Genomic DNA, 19,487 nt, shown 5'->3' with positions numbered 1-19,487 from the left:
TTTTTTGGAATATTAAAAAACATTTTTATCTTTGCACTCGCAAAATAGGCCGATGTAGCTCAGCTGGCTAGAGCGACTGATTTGTAATCAGCAGGTCGTGGGTTCGAGTCCCTCTATCGGCTCAAAAACCATCACAGAAATGTGGTGGTTTTTTTTTGCTCAAAATTAAAAGTTTGTGTTTTTGAAGTTTCAGGTTTCAAGTTGGAATTTGGATTTTTTTAATTTAAATCTTCATGTTTATTTAATTTTAGAATTTTTCTTTTTGGTTTTTTTAAACAATAAATTTCTTATGTTTGTTTTTTAACCAAAAACATACTAATAATGGAAGAAACTTCAGTGTTTGAAAATTTCGAGATGCGACTCGATCAATCTGCAAAAGATTTTTTGAAAGAAACCGCAAAGTGGGCTTACTTTTTGTCAATTCTTGGATTTATAGGTGTTGGGCTTTTTGTTGTTTTTGCGATTTTTGCAGGAGCAATTTTTGCGTCTCTAGGTAATACAATGGGGGCAGGCCTTTTCGCAGGTTCTGTAGGAGCATTTATGAGCTTTATTTATTTAGCTTTTGTTGCTCTTTATTTCTTTCCAGTGTATTATTTGTTCAGATTTGGTTCTAATGCAAAAAGAGCTTTTAAAGAAAACGATTCTGAGGCATTGACATCTTCATTAGGATATTTGAAATCGCATTATAAATTCATCGGTATCTTAATGGTTACAATATTGTCGCTTTATGCACTTATATTTGTGCTTGCAATGCTTGGAGGTATATTAGGAAGATAATTTCTAGAAATAAGATTTATATAAGCATAAAAAAACGTCCGAAAGGACGTTTTTTTGTTTTAGGTTTTATTGTTTTTGCTCTTGTTTTTTGATGTCAGCAACATATTTAGTCAACTTTTTTCCATAAAGTGATTGAGCTACTTTTGGAGTCATCGACTTTTGAATGGTATCTAAAAATTTGACATTGATGTCATAAATCTCTGCTAAAGCAATATAAGGTGCGATTTCGTGATCTTTATTGTTAAGAGCGAAGTTTGTAGCAAATAAGTATTTTCTTTTCGTATTAGAGTCATCTTTTGCGTTAATGCTGTCTACAGCTTTTTGATCATTTCTTTTCATCGCTTTAAATCTTGGCTCCACCAATGCTAGACTTTCATCATTAAAACGGTTGTTTATTTTTTTATACTCTTCGTATAATTCTTGGTTTTTTGATCCTGTGATTTTGGCACTATAAATAAAGTTGTCTAGGTTGGTGTCGATATTAATGTTTCCAGGCTCTGCGAAAAATAAAATATTATTGTCCATAGAGTTGCTAACTCCTCTGTCTAAAAACAAATAAAGCATTTCTGGAGATTCTAATTTGATATCTCTTTCAAAAGCCGAGCTTCCGTCAATTTTAACACTGTCGATTGCCACAAGTGATGTGTCAACAATTCTTTGAATATATAAAGTTCCTTCTTTTAATCCTTTAATGTTTCCTGTAAGGTGTACGTGGTCAGTAGGTGTTTCTTTTTTGTCGCATGATGCTAGTAGGGCAATTGCTCGCAAAGGCAATAATCGATTTTTTCATTGGTTTTTAGATTTTGGTGCAAAATAAAGAAAATAGTTTGAATGTAGTAGGTGTGATTAAAATTTTAATAAAAAATAAATCCCAATCTATTTCTAAATTGGGATTGCTGTATTTTTATAAAAATGAGACTTTTACATTTGCAAATTGTAGCTCACACCACTCTCGTGTGTGTAAGTGAATTTGCTGTCGCAGTCATTGTTTCCGTAGTCGATAACACCTTTTAGGAATCCGCCTTCGATTTTCAATTTTCCTTTTGAAATGTATTGGCAAGAATATTTTTTAACCAAAGATTCTTGAACAGTCAATGTCAAAGTTGCTCCTTTATCTGTAGTTACAGTGTGAGTTCCTTCAGTCATTTCGTAAACGTTGTCTTCAAGAACAAATGGAGTGTCGACACCTGCAGTTTGTTTTACTGTATAGCTTCCAGAGTTTGTGTACACTCTGCCTAATAAATCAGTAAATTTTCCATTGGTAACTTTTCTAGTGAATTGTGGTACAGTCGCAACTGTTGTAGTGTTTGTGTATTCAATTGTTCCTTCAAGCTTAATTCCATTAATCGAATAATCAATTCTTTCAATTGTCAATTTGCTTCCTGTAGTAGTTACTGGTCCAGTAAGTGTAAGTTTTAATTTTCCTTTTCTTGTAAGCTGGTTATCAACGCATCCTGTAGTTCCATAATCTACTGTGTATACTTTAGGATAAGTTCCGGCGGAAACGGTAATTGTTGCGCAAACCAGCTGCCGCAGGTTTTGATGTTGTTGAGCTGTTAGTTACAGATAATCCTGTGTTGACGTCCATTTCGTTAGCGGCATCGATAGAAATTGAAGCGCCAACAGCTGTAGTGTCTGTTTGGTTGGCAATGTCGTCACCGCCTGAGCATGAAATGTAAGTAAGTGCTGTAGCACAAACTGTTGTGACTAAAATGGCAATTTTTTTCATAGTAGTTTTTTGTTTAAGATTAGATTTTAAAGGTCTTCAAATGTAACAAAAAAAATGAATTGCAATAAAAAAATCCTGTAAGCAAAACTTACAGGATTTTTGAGGTTGTTTTAGGATGAAAATCTTATTTGATCATCTCGAAACTTCTTTTTACAAAAGCAGTCAAAGCTTCACCTTTTAAAAGGTTTTGTGATAATTTAGCTAGATCTAGAGCTTGTTTTACCAAATGTTCTTGGTGTGTTTTATCTTCAGTATTCAAAATGCTTGAAGCCAGGTCAGAATTTGTATTTACAACCAAATTGTACATTTCTGGCATATTACCCATTCCGAACATTCCGCCGCCGCCAGTTTGACTCATTTCTTTCATTCTTCGCATAAATTCTGGTTGCGTAATAATGAATGGAGTCGCTTGCGAATCCATAGCCTCTAGCTGAACGCTGTATGCTTTTGGAATATAAGCTTCTAAAGAAGTTTTTAAAGTCGCTTTTTCGTCATCAGATAATTTCGAAATTGCATTTTCTTCTTTTTTGATTAAGTTGTCAATGTGGTCAGAATCAACACGAACAAAAGTCAATCCGCTATTGTCGTTTTCGATTTTTTGAATTAAATGCGAAATAATAGGAGAGTCTAACAGCAATACTTCGTAACCTTTTTCTTTTGCGGCCTCAATATATGAGTGTTGAGCATCTTTGTTTCCTGCATAAAGAACAACTAATTTGCCATCTTTATCAGTTTGGTTTTCTTTTAGTTTTTCTTTTAATTCTTCTAAAGTGAAATAAGTGTCATCTACAGTTGGATACAAAACAAATGCTCCGGCTTTTTCGTAGAATTTGTCTTCAGAAAGCATTCCGTACTCCAAAACGATTTTAATGTCGTTCCATTTTGCTTCAAAATCAGCACGGTTTTCGTTGAATAATGATTTTAATTTATCCGCAACTTTACGAGTGATGTAGTTTGAGATTTTCTTAACCGCTCCGTCAGCCTGTAAGCCAGAACGAGAAACGTTCAACGGAATATCTGGAGAATCAATCACACCTTTTAACATCGTCAAGAATTCAGGAACAATTCCTTCTACGTTATCTGTTACGTAAACTTGGTTTTGGTACAACTGAATTTTGTCTTTCTGGATCTGCATATCAGTACCCAATTTTGGGAAATACAAAATACCAGTCAAGTTGAAAGGGTAATCTACATTTAAATGAATGTTGAATAATGGTTCTTCAAATTGCATTGGATACAATTCTCTGTAGAAGTTTTTATAGTCTTCATCAGATAATTCAGAAGGCTGTTTTGTCCAAGCTGGATTTGGATTGTTGATGATATTGTCGATTTCAACAGTTTCATTAACGTAATCTTCAGGCGCATCTTCAGGTTTTGGAAGGGTTTCTGTTCTTGTTCCAAATTTGATTGGAATAGGCATGAACTTGTTGTATTTGCTCAACAATCCACTGATTTTAGAATCTTCTAAGAATTCTAAAGAATCTTCAGCAATATGAAGGATAATTTCTGTTCCGCGTGAAGTTTTGTCAGCTGGTTCTAAAGTGAATTCTGGGCTTCCATCACATGTCCAGTGTGCTCGCAGGCTCATCTTTGTATGATTTTGTAATGATTTCTACTTTTTCAGCAACCATAAATGCAGAATAGAAACCAAGACCAAAGTGCCCAATAATTCCAGAATCTTTAGCAGAATCTTTGTATTTGTCCAAGAATTCTTCTGCTCCAGAAAAAGCAACTTGGTTGATGTATTTTTCTACTTCATCGGCAGTCATACCCAAACCTTGATCGATAATGTGGATTTTTTTGCCTTCTTTATCGATTTTGATTTCGATGATTGGATTTCCATATTCAACTTTAGCTTCGCCAATGCTGATAAGGTGTTTTAATTTTAAAGTAGCATCAGTTCCGTTTGAAACCAGCTCGCGCAAAAAGATTTCGTGGTCGCTGTATAAGAACTTTTTGATTAAGGGAAAGATGTTTTCTACTGAAACATTAATTTTACCTGTTGTCATATTTTTTTAATTTTTGAGTTTAATCTGATGATTTTCATTTATTCAAATAGAATACCAATTATTTTCTGGGTGACAAAATGTCGGAAGTGTTAATTTTGAAAGAAAATAAATAGATTTTGGAAGAGAAATTATCCTAACGAATCGTATATTTGTGGTATAATAATTGTTAAACGTGTAAGTATTAACTTAAATAATGTACAAAATGAAGAAAATAATTTTCATTTGCATGATCGCCACGATGTTTTTTGCGTGTAAATCAGCTTCGTCTACAACTGCTTCAACTGAAGCGCAAGCGCCAACACTTTCAACTAAACTTGACAAATCAACTCAAGTAGCACTTAAAGGAAATTGGGTATTAACAAATGTGTCATATCCAGGTTCTGACTATATTAAAGTAAATTCATTTGATCTTGCCGATTCAAAATGTTTTGTTGGCGAGCACTTGGAGCTTTATTTCTAATAACAACAAAGGAACAATGGCTTTGAATTCTCCAAGCTGTACAGCATTTAATTCTCCAATTGTTTGGAGTATTAACAATCAGGGCATGTTTATTCTTAAAATTCTTAATGCAGGTGAAAAAGCTAAGAAAGTAAGAGATGGTTATTTGCTTAAAGTTGCGGGAGTAACTGAAAGTTCTTTTCAGTTAATCGACAACATTAATGTTGGTGGTCAGACTAAAGATGTGGTATACCAATTTCAAAGAGCTAATTAATATTAAAAAAATATAGAAAATGAAAAAGATAACTGTTTTAGGTATAAGCTGTTTAATGGTTGTAGCTAGTTTTTTTACTAGCTGTGAATCTGTACAAAATGCAAACAACACACAAAAAGGAGCTGGAATTGGTGCAGTTGCTGGTGGGGTAATTGGAGGTATTTTAGGAAATAATTTAGGGCACGGTGGTAATGCTCGCCTTAGGAGCCGCTATTGGAGCCGCTGTAGGTGGAGGAACTGGAGCTCTTATTGGGAATAAAATGGACAAACAAGCACGTGAGATCGACCAAGCGCTTCCAGGTGCAGATGTTGAAAGAGTTGGTGAAGGAATTCACTTGACTTTGAACGAAAATGCTGTTCGTTTTGATACCAACAAATCAACTTTGACGGCTACTGCAAAAGCAAATTTGGATAAATTAGTTCCTGTGTTTAATGAATATGGAGATACTAATATTGAAATTTTCGGTTATACTGATAATACAGGGAAACCAGATTATAACTTGACATTATCAGGACAAAAAGCGACTTCTGTTCAAGCTTATTTAGTTTCAAAAGGATTAAAATCTAGCCGTTTCAAAACTTCAGGTTTAGGAATCGCTGATCCAATTGCAACAAATGATACGCCAGAAGGAAGAAGCCAAAACCGTCGTGTAGAGTTTGCAATTACTGCAAATGACAAAATGGTAAATGATGCTAAAGCCGAAGCTGGAAAATAGTTCTAAAAGGCAATAAAATTTATTAAAAGCTGTTTCTTAATTGAAGCGGCTTTTTTTTGACTTTAGAAATTAAACATTGTAAATTTGAACTCTCAAATTCAACTCATGCTCGACATTCAAAATATTTCTTTTTCGTACACCGATAAACCTGTTATAAACAATGTTTCTTTTACTGTAAATAAAGGAGAGAATATCGCTATCATAGGCGAAAGCGGCTGTGGCAAAAGTACATTGCTTAAACTTATCTACGGTTTATATGATTTAGACGAAGGCAAGATATTCTATGATGAAAAACCAGTTTTGGGACCAAAATACAATTTGATTCCAGGAATGCCGTATATGAAATATCTGGCTCAGGATTTTGATTTGTCTCCATATGAAACCGTTGCCGAGAATGTTGGGAAGTTTTTGTCGAATGGATTTGCCAATATGAAAAAACTCCGTGTTCAGGAACTATTGGAAATGGTCGAAATGGAAAATTTTGCTAATGTAAAAACGAAATTTTTGAGTGGAGGCCAACAGCAAAGAGTCGCGCTAGTTAGAGTTTTAGCATTGGAGCCTGAAGTAATTTTGCTAGATGAGCCTTTCAGCCAAATCGATGCTTTTAGAAAAAATGCTTTGCGTCGAAATTTGTTTAGATATTTAAAGCAAAAAGGTATTACATGTATCATTGCAACTCACGACAGCACAGATGCTTTGTCATTTGCAGATGAAGCAATTGTAATGCGAAATGGCGAATTGATCACAAAAGGCGATCCAACAAAAATTTATGAAGATCCTCAAACTAAATATGTGGCTTCATTATTTGGTGAAGTGAATGAAGTTGCAACACATTTATTGTTGGATTATGAAGATGAAAGCCACAAAACATTGGTTTATCCTCACCAATTTAAAATGGTTTCAGAATCAAAGCTTCCGGTAAAAATCAGAAGGACTTATTTTAGAGGAAATCATTATTTGATTGAAACCGTTTTTAAAAGACAATTGATCTTTTTTGAAAGCGAAATTGATCTGCCTCTTGAACAGGAAATTTTCCTTGGCTTAAATTATCTTTAATTAGAAAATTCTGAATCCCTAGAAAAAAATTAAACCCGACAGATTTTTAAAAATCTGTCGGGTTTAATTTTGGAATCAAATTAGGGATTTAGTTTTTCAAATATTTTTCTAAAAACTGATCTTGCTCCCAAAGAAGGTGCAAAATGTTTTCTTTAGCAACATAACTGTGTGCTTCTTTCGGCAAAATCACCATTCTAGCATTGGCTCCTAATCCTTTTAAAGCTTGGAAATAACGTTCTGTTTGTAAAGTGAAAGTTCCAGGATTATTATCGGCTTCACCGTGAACCAATAAAATTGGAGTTTTCATTTTGTCAGCATTCATAAATGGAGACATAGCGTTGTAAACTTCCGGAACTTCCCAATAATTGCGTTGTTCTGTTTGGAATCCAAAAGGGGTCAAGGTTCTATTATATGCACCACTTCTCGCAATTCCGCAAGCAAAAAGATTAGAATGCGTCAATAAGTTAGCGGTCATAAAAGCACCGTATGAATGTCCGCCAACAGCTACTTTTTTACGGTTGATGTATCCTAAAGCATCAACAGCATTAATCGCGACTTCGGCATTGTCAACTAATTGTGTAATAAAATTGTCATTTGGTTCTGTTGTTCCTTCTCCAATAATTGGGAAAGCGAGCATCATCTAAAACGGCATATCCTTTTGTAACCCAATACACAAATGATCCATAATACGGAACCGTAAATTCATTTGAGTTTTGAGTCACTTGTCCAGCACTGTTTTTGTCTTTGTATTCTGCAGGATAAGCCCAAATTAATAAAGGCAATTTCTCTTTTTTAACTTTGTCGTAACCAGCAGGCAAATACAAAGTTCCAGAAAGCTCGACACCATCTTTACGTTTGTATTTGATTACTTCTTTGCTAACATCTTTAATGCTTTCGAAAGGATTTTTAAAAGCAGTAATTGGAGTCAGACTGTTTTGTTTTTTAATGTTTCTGAAATAATAATTCGGATATTCGCTTTTAGATTGAATCTGAACTAAAACTTTTCCAGATTTAAAATCTTCAATTTCCATTAGAACTTCTTTTTTATCTTTATATGAAGAAGTATAAATGCGTTTTGATTTTAACGTTTTTAGATTGAATTCGTCGATGAAAGGAAATTGGCCAGCTTTAGTAAACCCTTCACCAATACGAAACGCATTGTCGTTTTCGATCGCTAAAACATATTTGTTGTAGTCATTTTTTCTGGTTTCAAATACACCTGGATCAGAGTAAAGATCTTGCGAATTTCTATCCGTAATCAGTTTTGGATTTTCACTTGGATTTGATGGATTAATTAAATATGTTTTTGTATTGCGTGTATCGTACCATTCGTCCGAAACAACCGCAACATTATCATTCCCCCAAGTTATATCACTGAAACGTTGGGGTAGTTTCACCAATGAGGTTGGATTGTTTGTAAAAGGTGCTTCCCACAGAAAAACTTCATCTCTAAATTCTACTTTGTTTGCTGGATCTCCTTCGTCTAAAGCAGTTACAAATGCTAATGTAGCAGGTTTATCGTTTCTCCATGCCATTTCACGTTTTCCTTTTCTAACGGCCATAAAACCTTTTGGCATAATTTCGCTCAATGGCACTTCATTTACGGTTTTAATTTCTTTTCCTCTTGAATCATAAACAATTGTTCTTGAAGGGAATCTGTACAAGGGAACTACATATGAAAATGGCTTTTGGATTGTAGTAAGCATAATGTAATTGCCGTCAGGAGAAATTCTTTCGCCTGAAAACATTGCGACTTCTTTAAACAATGTCGCGTTTCCATTAAGATTTACTTTGTATAATTCAGAAGTAATAATGTTTTCAAAATTTACTTCATCATTTTTGTTTTTCAACATATCTGGATAGGTTCTGTTTTGAGATTTTTCTCCAGAAGTATTTGAGATAATTGGTCCCGTTGGCAAATCTTTTTTAGCATCTAATAACGCTGGTCTGTTTTTTGGAAGCATTTTTACTAGAATCGTTTCATTGTCTGAAAACCAGTTGAAAGGATTCCCAAGATTTGCGTTTACAGTAGCATCTGTAAGTTTTGTAGCGCTTGCAGTTGCAACATCTAAAACCCAAAGTTCAACTCCTGTTGCTGTAGTATGCGAAAACAATATTTTTTTGTCATTTGGAGACCATAAAATATTACTGATTTTAGGATTTTGCGGCAAACCAGTTACTTGTACTTCGGCAGTACTATTTATTTTGCGAACTTTTAAGTTGTTTAAATAGGTTACTGTACTTGAAATGTTAGTTATAGGATTGATTCTTAATCCGCCCAAGCGAAGTTCTTCTTGATTTAAGTCATCTAATGTTTTATAAGTTGGTCGGTACATTAGCAACATATATTCCTTTTTAGTATCCATTGATACTGTCGGAGCTCGTTCGTAATCGGCTAAATCTAAAATAGATTTGGATGGTTTTTGGTAGGTTAAATTTTCTTGGGCAGAAGCAAAAAAGCCGAAGCTTAGAAATAAGAGCGACTGTAACCTTTAATTTCATAATTTGAATTTTAGGGGTTTGAAAAATGGTATTCGTAATGTTTGACTAAAGTACTTTAATCTTGTTACATTTTAAAGCATAATTTAAAGATTTTTCATTGTTTTTGGCAAAAAGCTGATTTTTTTCAAAAGAAATAGTTTTGATGAACTTTAGAATTAAACTATATTAAATTGCTAATAACGAAAAAAATAGTAATTTGGACGCTTATGTTTTAAACTATACGTAAATTTGCAATCCAATTTTTAACAAACAATAAAAGAATATGTATCATTCAAAAATAGCGGGCTTAGGATATTATGTTCCTTCAAATGTTGTAACCAACGATGATTTGTCTAAGATTATGGATACTAACGACGAATGGATTCAGGAAAGAACTGGAATTCAGGAGCGCAGACATATCATTCGCGGAGAAGACACTACAACTTCAATGGGAGTAAAAGCGACTAAAATTGCAATAGAACGTTCTGGCGTAGCCAAAGAAGATATTGATTTTGTAGTTTTTGCTACATTAAGTCCAGATTACTATTTTCCAGGGCCAGGAGTTTTGGTTCAGAGAGATTTGGGATTGAGAACTGTTGGAGCTTTAGATGTTAGAAACCAATGTTCAGGTTTTGTTTATGCAATTTCTGTTGCTGATCAATATATTAAAACCGGAATGTATAAAAATATTTTGGTTATCGGTTCTGAGGTTCACTCGACAGGATTAGACATGACAACACGCGGACGTGGTGTTTCGGTAATTTTTGGAGATGGAGCTGGAGCGGCTGTTTTGAGCCGTGAAGAAGATTTAACAAAAGGAATTTTGTCAACGCACTTGCATTCAGAAGGACAACATGCTGAAGAATTGGCGTTGCAAGCACCTGGAATGGGCGCGCGTTGGGTAACTGATATTATTGCAGATAACGACCCGAATGACGAAAGTTATTATCCGTATATGAATGGACAATTTGTATTTAAAAATGCAGTAGTTCGTTTTGCAGAGGTTATCAACGAAGGGTTAGAAGCAAATGGTTTGCAAGTTTCGGATATTGATATGTTGATTCCGCATCAGGCGAATTTGAGAATTTCACAATTCATTCAGAATAAATTCAAATTATCTGATGATCAGGTTCATAATAATATTCAGAAATATGGTAATACTACTGCGAGCATCTATTCCAATTGCTTTGACTGAAGCTTGGGAACAAGGAAAAATAAAATCTGGAGATACAGTTGTTTTAGTCGCTTTTGGAAGTGGATTCACTTGGGCGAGCGCTATTATTAAATGGTAAAATAATCATCTTACATTATATTTTTTGGAACCTGCTTCATTTTTGGAGCAGGTTTTTTTATATCTCGTTGATAAGTTAGGTTGTATTGTCAGGCTGAGCGGAGTCGAAGCCCACGTGCCAATAGGAACGCCCTTCGACTTCGCTCAGGGTGACAATTGGAATGCTGAAATCTATATTAAAAAAAAGAATATTTTTCTTACTTTTATTTAAATAAAACTTTTAAATAAAATGAAGCTATATTATGTCTATATACTAAAATGTTCTGATGATAGTTATTATACAGGATTTACCAATAACATTGAAAGAAGGTTAAATGAACATAATTACGGTCTAAACAAAGAATGTTATACCTTCAATAAAAGGCCACTCGAATTAGTTTTTTATACAGAATTTAATGATGTGAATCAAGCTATTGCATTTGAGAAACAGGTAAAAGGCTGGAGTCGTAAAAAGAAAGAGGCAATAATAAATGATAAATGGGAAGATTTGAAAAAATTATCGGAATGTTTAAATGAATCAAGTCATAAAAAATTTAATAAAAAAGAACTTTAATTGTAATTTAGCCTTCGACTTCGCTCAGGATGACAATCGAGTTAAAAGTCAATTAATTAATTGTTGTCAGGCTGAGCGAAGTCTAAGCCTTTTTAGATATTCACAATGAAAAAAATCAACTAGAAATAGCATGTTTCAATTATGAGTCGGCAATAATTGCTCAGGAAAGCGGTGCGGACAGAATTGAACTGTGTGAAAACATGGAATTAGGAGGGACAACCCCAAATTCTATTTTAGTAGTGAAAGTCCGCGAAAGCGTAAAAATAAAAATGCATGTCATTATAAGGCCTCGTGGCGGTAATTTTGTTTATTCTGATGAAGAATTGACAGAAATGAAACAAGATATCAAACAGTATAAAAAGCTAGGGGTTGATGGTTTTGTTTTCGGAATTTTAAAAGAAAATGGAAAAGTCAATAAAAAGCAAAATAAAGAATTGGTGCATTTAGCACATCCTTTATCATGCACTTTTCACCGCGCTTTTGATGTTGTAGATTCAATTGAAAAAGGACTTGAAGATGTTATTGAATGTGGTTTTCAGACAATCTTGACTTCAGGCACAGGAAAAAATGTTGAAGAAGGAATTTTTGATTTAGAAAAAATTCAAAAATTAGCTAAAGACCGAATTGAAATCATGCCGGGCGGAGGTTTAAGATCTTCAAATATAAAATTACTGCAAGATAAATTGACACCAACTTTTTATCATTCATCAGCAATCACAGACAAGTCCGAAATTGCAAATCCGGAAGAAATTAAAGAATTAAGGAATTTTTTATAATCTAAAATAAAAAAGCCTGGAGTTGGCATACTCCAGGCTTTTCTTTTCTACAAGAACTATTAAAATCTACTAATCAAAGTGGGATTAAAACATTCCGCCACCACCTTTATTAGTGTTATCTTCTCTTTGTTTACGTTGCAGGTTTTTGATTTTTGCTCCACCAAAGTTGTAAGTCAAACCTAAATAAACTGTTCTGCTTTCCCAAGAAAACTGACCTGTTTGAGGATAAGGATAAATTCCATCAAAAGCATATTTCATTGTTTTGAAAACATCATTGAAACGTAAGCTAATGTTCATTTTGTTGTCTAACAATGTATAACGTGAACCAATATCCATTTTGTACATTTCGTGTCTGTTTTGTTGAATATCTTCAACAGGTCCTCTGTAAAAACCAAATAATAAAAAGCTTAAACGTTTTGTTGGTTTAAAGTTAGAGTTCATACGTCCATTGAACGCTGTTGTTGTAACACTGCGTTCAAGAGGCGAACTTGTATTTGTTATTGGGTCGTATTTAAAAACTACACCTTGCTGTTTGATGCTTGAAAAGTCAATAGATGGCTGAATATCCCACCATTTAGTGATCTTGTAATTCAATGAAACATCAAAACCATACGCACTATTATGATCAAAGTTCGTATAACTTAAAATCTGTTTTTGTGCTGGATTACTTGGGTCTGGACTTAAAGTTCTACCTATTTGATCATTAATGCTTCTTACAAAAACTCCAGTAGTTACACTTCCTTTTTCAAGAGTTTTAGTGTAATTTACTTCAACAGAGTTTGTAAACTGAGGCCTTAATTCAGGATTTCCGTATGAAGTTACTAACGGAGTTGAGAACTCACGAATTGGTTTTGTTTGCTCAATACTCGGGCGGTCAACACGACGGCTGTAGCTAAATTGAAGAACATTTTTCTCATTCAAATTATAAGTCAAATAAGCTGATGGATATAAAGTAATATAGTCATCATTGAAAGTTTTAAAGCCGTAATTTAAATTAGCTTGAACTTTATAGCTTTCAAAACGAGTTCCTAATTGGTAGCTGAATTTTTTGAATTTTTGTCCAAAAGTCACATAAGCTGAGTAAATATCAGTGTCGTAAGTGTAGTTTGAAACTCTTTCATCAACAGGAACTAGTGGATTACCAGTGTTGTAATCGTTGTTTGTTCTTGTAAGTCTAGCTTCAGCACCAGCTTCAAGCGTAGTTTTGTCATTCAACGGATTTACATAATCAACGTTTATTGTGCTCAATTTTCTTTGGTCACCAATTTGATCGCTGTAAATTACATTATTTGAAGTATTATCAGGTCTTGTTGTTGTTGTGTTGAAACTCGCATTTTGATCTGCTTTAGTGTCGCTGTAGTTACCTTCAAAATCTAAAGTATGTCCTTCTTTTTTGAAAATATGTTTGTAAGCTAAATTATAAGTTCCAGTTTTTGTTGGCCCTTTATAGTGCGAATCTTGGTAAATATTAAAAATATTTGGATCAGCATTATTGTAATCAATATCAGTAATTACATTTCCGTTTCCAGTCGATTTGTTTTGATTTGTATAGAATGACAAAGTATTTTTGTCATTGATCAAATAATCCATTCCTAACTTGTACAAGTAATTGTCATTTTCGTTAGAAATTTTCAAGTTTTGTTCAATATCTTGATCTAATCTTTGGATTCTTCCTTTGTTGTAATATGTACCAAAGTTTTGACCTCCGTTTCCAAAAAAGTTTACTTTTCCAGTTTTGTAGTTCAAATCAAGTGACTGATTGTACTTTGCAGTTTCTCCAAAAGTAATACCTCCACTATAGCTTCCGTTGAAACCAGTGTTTGCGCTTTTATGTAATACGATGTTGATGATTCCAGACATTCCTTCTGGATTGTATTTAGCACTTGGATTTGTAATCAACTCAATTTTTTTGATAGAAGTCGATGGAATTTGTTTCAATAATTGAGCAGGATCAATGTTAGACGGACGTCCGTCAATTAACACACGTACATTGTCATTTCCGCGAAGCGAAAGTTTTCCATCCTGATCAACATTTACTGATGGAATGTTACTCATGATATCAGAAGCAGAAGCTCCAGCCGTTGTCAAATCTTTACCAACAGTGATTACTTTACGGTCAATTTTTTGTTCAATTGTCGAACGTTCAGCAACAATATTTACACCTTTTAACTGTGTTGCTTCTTCTTCAAGAGAAACATTTACTGTAGCAGTTTTTCTGTTTTCGCTTAAAATTAATGAACCAACATATTTTTTGAAACCAATATATTGAATTTCGATAGTGTAGCTTTTTAAAGCTAAATTTTTGATTGTAAAATCACCATTGTCATCTGTGTTAACACCTGATACTACTTTTCCGTTTTCTTTGATAGAAACAGTTGCATAAGAAATTGGTGCGTTATTCGATTTCTCGATAATTTTTCCCGAGACTGTCCCGGAATTCTGGGCCTGTGCTGTTGCAATTAAACTAAACAATGCGAACAGAAAAATTTTTAATTTCATAATAATTAATTGATTATTTGATTTGATTGATGATGATTGTTTCTTTTGTTTTTGTTAGATTTTTTTGCTTCAAATAAATTTGAAGTCACTATTAAGACTCTTTTACATTAGATATGTTACAAGAAAAAACGAATTATTTTTATGATTTATTTATGATCTCCTGTTTTGTAGGATATTAGCGTTTTAATTTTTTGATAATTTTAACATTATTATAAAAGGCTTTTTTAAGAAATTCTAAACGTTTTGTTCGATTTTATATGTTTTTCATTTTCTGTAATTGATGAATAAGCTGTATCTTTGCTCACTTTAAAATAAGTTACATGTCATTATCACAAATTCTTACACCTTCTATACAAAAAGCAATACAAGCATTATTTGATGTTTCAGTTGATAAAATCGAGTTTCAAACTACCAGAAAAGAGTTTGAAGGCGATATTACAATGGTAATTTTCCCATTGCTGAAAGTCATCAAAAGCAATCCAGCAGAATTAGGAAATAAAATTGGAAATTATCTGGTTGAAAATGTTTCTGAAGTGGCACGCTTTAATGTAGTTTCAGGTTTTTTGAATATTGTAATTTCAGATAGTTATTACTTGAATTTCTTTAATGGAATTAAAGACCAAAAACAGTTTGGATATGTAGCACCTAATCCAGCCGAAAAAGCGGTTATGGTAGAATATTCTTCTCCAAACACAAACAAGCCTTTGCACTTAGGTCACGTTCGTAATAATTTATTAGGATATTCGGTTGCTGAAATATTAAAAGCTTCAGGAAAAAAGTGTACAAAACTCAAATCATCAATGATCGCGGAATTCATATTTGCAAATCGATGTTGGCTTGGGAAAAATTTGGAAATGGAGAAACTCCTGAAACTTCTGGTTTAAAAGGCGATAAATTAGTTGGTAAATATTATGTGGAGTTTGACAAAGCTTACAAAACAGAAATTAACCAAATCATAGAGAGTGGGAAAACTGAAGAAGAAGCTAAAAAATTAGCGCCAATTATTATTGAAGCACAAGACATGCTTAAAAAATGGGAAGCTGGTGATGAAAAAGTAATTGAGCTTTGGAAAATGATGAACCAATGGGTTTATGCAGGTTTCGAAACTACATATACTAATCTTGGAGTTAATTTTGATAGATATTACTACGAAAGCAATACCTATTTATTAGGAAAAGATGTTGTTCAGGTAGGTTTAGATAAAGGCGTTTTTGAAAAAGATCCAGATGGTTCAGTTTGGATTGATTTGACAGACGAAGGACTTGATCGTAAAATTGTATTGCGTTCTGACGGAACTGCGGTTTACATGACACAAGATATTGGAACTGCAATTCAACGTGTAAAAGATATGCCAGATGTTGGAGGAATGGTTTATACAGTTGGAAACGAGCAAGATTATCATTTTAAAGTTTTATTCTTGATCTTGAAAAAATTAGGTTTTGACTGGGCTTCAAGTTTATATCATTTATCATACGGAATGGTTGATTTGCCATCTGGAAAAATGAAAAGCCGTGAAGGAACTGTTGTAGATGCCGATGATTTGATGCAAGACATGACCGATACTGCAAAACAAATTTCTGAAGATTTAGGGAAATTAGACAGTTATTCTGCTGATGAAAAAGCCAAATTATACAAAACAATTGGTCTTGGCGCTTTGAAATATTACATTTTAAAAGTAGATCCTAAAAAACGTATTTTGTTCAATCCAGAAGAATCTGTTGATTTTGCTGGAAATACAGGTCCGTTTATTCAATATACATACGCGAGAATTCAGTCAATAATCCGCAAAGCCGATTTTGATTTCTCTGCCAAAATAGAAATCGAAGAACTTCATGAAAAAGAAAAAGAATTGGTAAAACAAATCGAACTTTTTCCAGAAGTAATTCAAAATGCGAGCACAAAATCACAGTCCTGCTTTAATTGCAAATTATACATATGATTTGGTAAAAGAATATAATTCATTTTATCAATCTGTTCATATTTTAGGTGAAGTTGATTTGACGAAAAAGATTTTTAGAGTACAGCTTTCTCAGAAAGTTGCCGAAGTTATTAAATCTGCATTCAGTTTGTTAGGTATTGAAGTTCCAGAGAGGATGTAATTTTTTAAAAAATATAATAGAAAAGAGTCGATAATTTAATTATCGACTCTTTTTTTACTAACGAATCCATTATGGCTGTTTTTTTTAAATGAAAAATTGAAGTAACTATTGTTATAATGTATAAAGAATTAAACGAATGAATTTTCGTATAAAAAATGAAAGGTAAAATTTATAACTATTGTTTTTATGTGTATGTTTGCAGTAAGAAAATTTTTATTAATAATAATTCATAAGGCTAAAAAATATAAATAGTTTTTTAGAGACAATAATATTCGAGGAAGCCGAAAATCGAGAGAGTAGGCAAAATTTTAAAACCAAAATAATGATTAGAAAACTTTTACTATTTATGATGATTCTTTTTGCATTTACTGCTATGAAAGCGCAAGATTTAATTGCTCCATCTTATGGATTTTCACACAGTAAAACAGCTTATATTACTCTAGTAGACGGAACAGAGATTAGTGGGACTATTCGTGATATTGACAGAGACAAAGGATTAATTGAATTTATTAAGTTACAAGACGCAACTGGAAAAAAACACAAACTAAAACCAGAAGATATTAAATATATGTATTTGCCACCAAGCGGACTTGATAATTTAGGCAAAAATTTGAATTTTATCTCCAATTATAACAAATGGAATGATGATAAATTGAATCAAGAATACATTAAAGAAGGGTATGCTTATTTTGAAACTGCCGAAGTGAAAGTAAAGAAAAAACTTCAAAGCTATTAATGCAGTTATTAAATCCTGCATTTAGTAAAGAGTTTAAAATTTACTGTGATCCTTATGCAAAAAAACAACATCGCTAGGAGTTGGTGGAGTTAAATTTGTTGGAGGTGATGCTAAATCTTATTACGTTGCTAAAAAAGACTCACCAGCATTTTTATTAAAGAAAAAGAGTATAAAAAAGAATTTGCTCCGTTATGGGGAAGCTGTGAAAAGTTAATTTCCGCAAATCCAGAACCAAAATGGACAGATTTAACAAAACATGCTATTGCTTATTCTGAATGTGCAGAATCTAAATAATATCATGAATTAGGTTTAGAACCTTCTTAATATAAAAGCCAAAAAAAAACATTGGCTTTTTTTATTGTTTTTTAAACTTAAAGAGGTTTTTTGTAGTTCAATTCCTATGTAAATTTGTTTCAGTAAAAATATTGAAATTCATATATAAAAAATCTCTTATTCATTTTTATCTATTTTGAATTAGTACGCTTTTAGTATAAATATTAAGAGAATTAAACCGTCTAGACATGATCTAGGCGGTTTTTTTATTTTTAGGAAGTTCGTTTGTTTTATTAATGTTTTGGTAAAAGCTTAAAAAAGTGACTTTTATATAATTTTTTGTTGATTTAAAAACTTTTCTGATTCTTACATTTTTATTTATTGTCTTGATTAAAAATGAATTAAAAGTAGGTTATATCTTAAAAAACATTATATATTCTATTTAATTGTAGTAATAGTATTATATTTAATAATGTTAATTAAAATAAATTTCTTGTTAAAATTGTTTTAATTTTATAAGTTGCACCCAAATTCAAATAAAAATAGAACAGATGAAACAAAAATTTACAAGATTGATTGTACTGTTTTTTATTCTAATGATGCAAATATCATTTGCTCAAGAAAAAAAATTACAGGAACAGTTACAGATAATGCTGGGATTCCTTTGCCGGGGGTAAGCATTTTAGTTAAAGGCACAAAATTAGGAGCGCAAACTGATTTTGACGGAAAGTATGTAATTAAGGCTTCACCAGATCAAACTCTGGTATTTACTTACATCGGAATGAGAACGCAAGAAATTGCGACAAGCTCTTCGGTAATTAATGTAAAATTGACTGATTCGTCTGTAGAACTTGAAGGCGTAGTAGTAACTACCGCAATGGGAGTTAAGAGAGAAAAAATCGTTAGGTTATGCAACCCAACAAATTTCAGGTAAAGATTTAGATGGAGGAGCGGGAAATGCGAATGTCTCGAATCTTTTATCTGGAAAAGCGACTGGTGTTGAAGTTTCAAGAAATACAAATTTTGGTGGATCTACAAATGTTGTGATTCGTGGAAATAAATCTCTTACGGGAAATAATCAAGCGCTTTGGGTAATTGATGGTGTGCCAGTTGATAACACAAATAATAATACTACTACGCAAACAACTGGTCGTGGAGGTTATGATTATGGAAACAGCGTATCTGATATAAATCAAGAAGATATTGAGAGTATTAATATTCTTAAAGGTGCTGCTGCAACAGCTTTATATGGATCGAGAGCGGCAAATGGAGTTGTAATGGTTACTACTAAAAAAGGGAAAAAGAAGATAAAAAGGTTGGCTTCACTTTTTCGAGCAATTTTACAGTTGGAACGGTTGATAAATCTACATTTCCTAAGTATCAAGATAAATATGGTTCAGGTTACGGGATCGGAAGTTCATTTTTGGATCCAGAAAGCAAAATTCCTACAGTAGATACGTCTAACGATGCTTCATATGGAGATGCATTTACAGGGCAACCAGTATATCAATGGGATGCTTTTACTCCTTATTCAAAAAACTACAATACTGCTACACCTTGGCAGGTCGCTAAAAATGGACCAATTACTTTTTTCAAAACAGCACAAACAAATACAAATAGTTTGTCTCTTGAAAAAGCTACTGAAAAATCTAGTCTTTCATTGTCTTATGTAAATACGCTTCAATCGGGTATTTTGCCTAATAGCGAATTGAAAAAAATCAATTAAGCGCTAGATTTAGTCAGAACATTACAGATAAATTAACTGCAAATGCATATGCG

11 protein-coding genes, 1 tRNA gene and 7 pseudogenes are annotated in these 19,487 nt (G+C 32.9%); 13 read left to right on the top strand and 6 right to left on the bottom strand.

Annotated elements, in window-relative coordinates; all coding sequences use genetic code 11:
• The first annotated feature begins 48 nt into the window (after window positions 1-48).
• Window positions 49-122, top strand: a tRNA-Thr gene (locus ACQ9BO_RS25650).
• A 199-nt stretch (window positions 123-321) separates the two neighbouring features.
• Complete coding sequence (locus ACQ9BO_RS25645) at window positions 322-777, top strand: hypothetical protein (protein ID WP_431243000.1); 456 nt, start codon at window positions 322-324, stop codon at window positions 775-777.
• A gap of 66 nt (window positions 778-843) precedes the next feature.
• On the opposite strand, the pseudogene ACQ9BO_RS25640 reads toward ACQ9BO_RS25645, so the two are convergent.
• The 4 genes and pseudogenes from ACQ9BO_RS25640 to htpG all read right to left on the bottom strand — a co-directional run bounded on the left by ACQ9BO_RS25640 (window position 844) and on the right by htpG (window position 4,515).
• Window positions 844-1,567 (bottom strand): annotated as a pseudogene (locus ACQ9BO_RS25640) (DUF4369 domain-containing protein).
• Between the two features lie 131 nt (window positions 1,568-1,698).
• A complete protein-coding gene (locus tag ACQ9BO_RS25635) occupies window positions 1,699-2,151 on the bottom strand; it encodes a hypothetical protein (RefSeq protein ID WP_431242999.1) in 453 nt (150 codons plus the stop codon).
• A gap of 109 nt (window positions 2,152-2,260) precedes the next feature.
• Complete coding sequence (locus tag ACQ9BO_RS25630) at window positions 2,261-2,506, bottom strand: hypothetical protein (RefSeq protein WP_431242998.1); 246 nt, start codon at window positions 2,504-2,506, stop codon at window positions 2,261-2,263.
• Window positions 2,507-2,630: 124 nt separating this feature from the next.
• Window positions 2,631-4,515 (bottom strand): annotated as a pseudogene (gene htpG / locus ACQ9BO_RS25625) (molecular chaperone HtpG).
• Window positions 4,516-4,717: 202 nt separating this feature from the next.
• On the opposite strand from htpG, the pseudogene ACQ9BO_RS25620 reads away from it, so the two are divergent.
• The 3 genes and pseudogenes from ACQ9BO_RS25620 (at window position 4,718) to ACQ9BO_RS25610 (ending at window position 7,000) form a co-directional block, all read left to right on the top strand.
• Window positions 4,718-5,228: pseudogene (locus ACQ9BO_RS25620) on the top strand (lipocalin family protein).
• A 19-nt stretch (window positions 5,229-5,247) separates the two neighbouring features.
• Window positions 5,248-5,944 (top strand): annotated as a pseudogene (locus ACQ9BO_RS25615) (OmpA family protein).
• Between the two features lie 105 nt (window positions 5,945-6,049).
• Complete coding sequence (locus ACQ9BO_RS25610) at window positions 6,050-7,000, top strand: ABC transporter ATP-binding protein (RefSeq protein ID WP_431242997.1); 951 nt, start codon at window positions 6,050-6,052, stop codon at window positions 6,998-7,000.
• An 88-nt stretch (window positions 7,001-7,088) separates the two neighbouring features.
• On the opposite strand, the pseudogene ACQ9BO_RS25605 reads toward ACQ9BO_RS25610, so the two are convergent.
• Window positions 7,089-9,502, bottom strand: a pseudogene (locus ACQ9BO_RS25605) (prolyl oligopeptidase family serine peptidase).
• Between the two features lie 262 nt (window positions 9,503-9,764).
• Here ACQ9BO_RS25605 and ACQ9BO_RS25600 point away from each other — a divergent pair.
• From ACQ9BO_RS25600 to ACQ9BO_RS25590, 3 genes and pseudogenes are all read left to right on the top strand, one after another.
• Window positions 9,765-10,773, top strand: a pseudogene (locus ACQ9BO_RS25600) (3-oxoacyl-ACP synthase III family protein).
• 228 nt (window positions 10,774-11,001) lie between these two features.
• A complete protein-coding gene (locus ACQ9BO_RS25595; protein WP_431242996.1) occupies window positions 11,002-11,325 on the top strand; it encodes a GIY-YIG nuclease family protein in 324 nt (107 codons plus the stop codon).
• A gap of 98 nt (window positions 11,326-11,423) precedes the next feature.
• Entirely contained in the window at window positions 11,424-12,101 is a 678-nt protein-coding gene (locus ACQ9BO_RS25590) for a copper homeostasis protein CutC (protein ID WP_431245211.1), read from the top strand.
• Between the two features lie 84 nt (window positions 12,102-12,185).
• Here the strand turns inward: ACQ9BO_RS25590 and ACQ9BO_RS25585 are convergent, their stop codons facing one another.
• On the bottom strand, window positions 12,186-14,600 hold the full coding sequence (locus ACQ9BO_RS25585) for a TonB-dependent receptor domain-containing protein (RefSeq protein ID WP_431242995.1): 2,415 nt from the start codon (window positions 14,598-14,600) through the stop codon (window positions 12,186-12,188).
• Window positions 14,601-14,920: 320 nt separating this feature from the next.
• Between ACQ9BO_RS25585 and argS the strand changes: the two are divergent.
• From argS to ACQ9BO_RS25560, 5 genes and pseudogenes are all read left to right on the top strand, one after another.
• A pseudogene (gene argS / locus ACQ9BO_RS25580) lies at window positions 14,921-16,699 on the top strand (arginine--tRNA ligase).
• A 322-nt stretch (window positions 16,700-17,021) separates the two neighbouring features.
• Window positions 17,022-17,435, top strand: coding sequence for a hypothetical protein (locus ACQ9BO_RS25575; protein ID WP_431242994.1), 414 nt, complete (start codon window positions 17,022-17,024; stop codon window positions 17,433-17,435).
• Window positions 17,436-18,228: 793 nt separating this feature from the next.
• Entirely contained in the window at window positions 18,229-18,642 is a 414-nt protein-coding gene (locus tag ACQ9BO_RS25570) for a carboxypeptidase-like regulatory domain-containing protein (protein ID WP_431242993.1), read from the top strand.
• Window positions 18,632-19,162 carry a TonB-dependent receptor plug domain-containing protein gene (locus tag ACQ9BO_RS25565; protein WP_431245210.1) on the top strand — a complete coding sequence of 177 codons (531 nt, stop codon included), beginning with the start codon at window positions 18,632-18,634 and terminating at the stop codon, window positions 19,160-19,162. The genes ACQ9BO_RS25570 and ACQ9BO_RS25565 overlap by 11 nt, the downstream gene beginning before the upstream one ends.
• Window positions 19,132-19,434, top strand: a complete 303-nt coding sequence (locus ACQ9BO_RS25560) for a hypothetical protein (RefSeq protein ID WP_431242992.1) — start codon at window positions 19,132-19,134, stop codon at window positions 19,432-19,434. Before ACQ9BO_RS25565 ends, ACQ9BO_RS25560 begins: the two co-directional genes overlap by 31 nt.
• Window positions 19,435-19,487 lie beyond the last annotated feature (53 nt).

It is taken from the genome of Flavobacterium sp. P21 (assembly GCF_050632225.1).
Classification (GTDB): Bacteria; Bacteroidota; Bacteroidia; order Flavobacteriales; family Flavobacteriaceae; genus Flavobacterium.
This window is presented reverse-complemented; position numbering and strand designations above follow the sequence as displayed.

Excerpts from the sequence above, each read along its gene's own strand:
- ACQ9BO_RS25645 (WP_431243000.1), top strand. The coding sequence starts at position 322 with ATGGAAGAAACTTCAGTGTTTGAAAATTTCGAGATGCGACTCGATCAA.
- ACQ9BO_RS25630 (WP_431242998.1), bottom strand. The coding sequence starts at position 2,506 with ATGAAAAAAATTGCCATTTTAGTCACAACAGTTTGTGCTACAGCACTT.
- ACQ9BO_RS25610 (WP_431242997.1), top strand. The coding sequence starts at position 6,050 with ATGCTCGACATTCAAAATATTTCTTTTTCGTACACCGATAAACCTGTT.
- ACQ9BO_RS25595 (WP_431242996.1), top strand. The coding sequence starts at position 11,002 with ATGAAGCTATATTATGTCTATATACTAAAATGTTCTGATGATAGTTAT.
- ACQ9BO_RS25585 (WP_431242995.1), bottom strand. The coding sequence starts at position 14,600 with ATGAAATTAAAAATTTTTCTGTTCGCATTGTTTAGTTTAATTGCAACA.
- ACQ9BO_RS25575 (WP_431242994.1), top strand. The coding sequence starts at position 17,022 with ATGATTAGAAAACTTTTACTATTTATGATGATTCTTTTTGCATTTACT.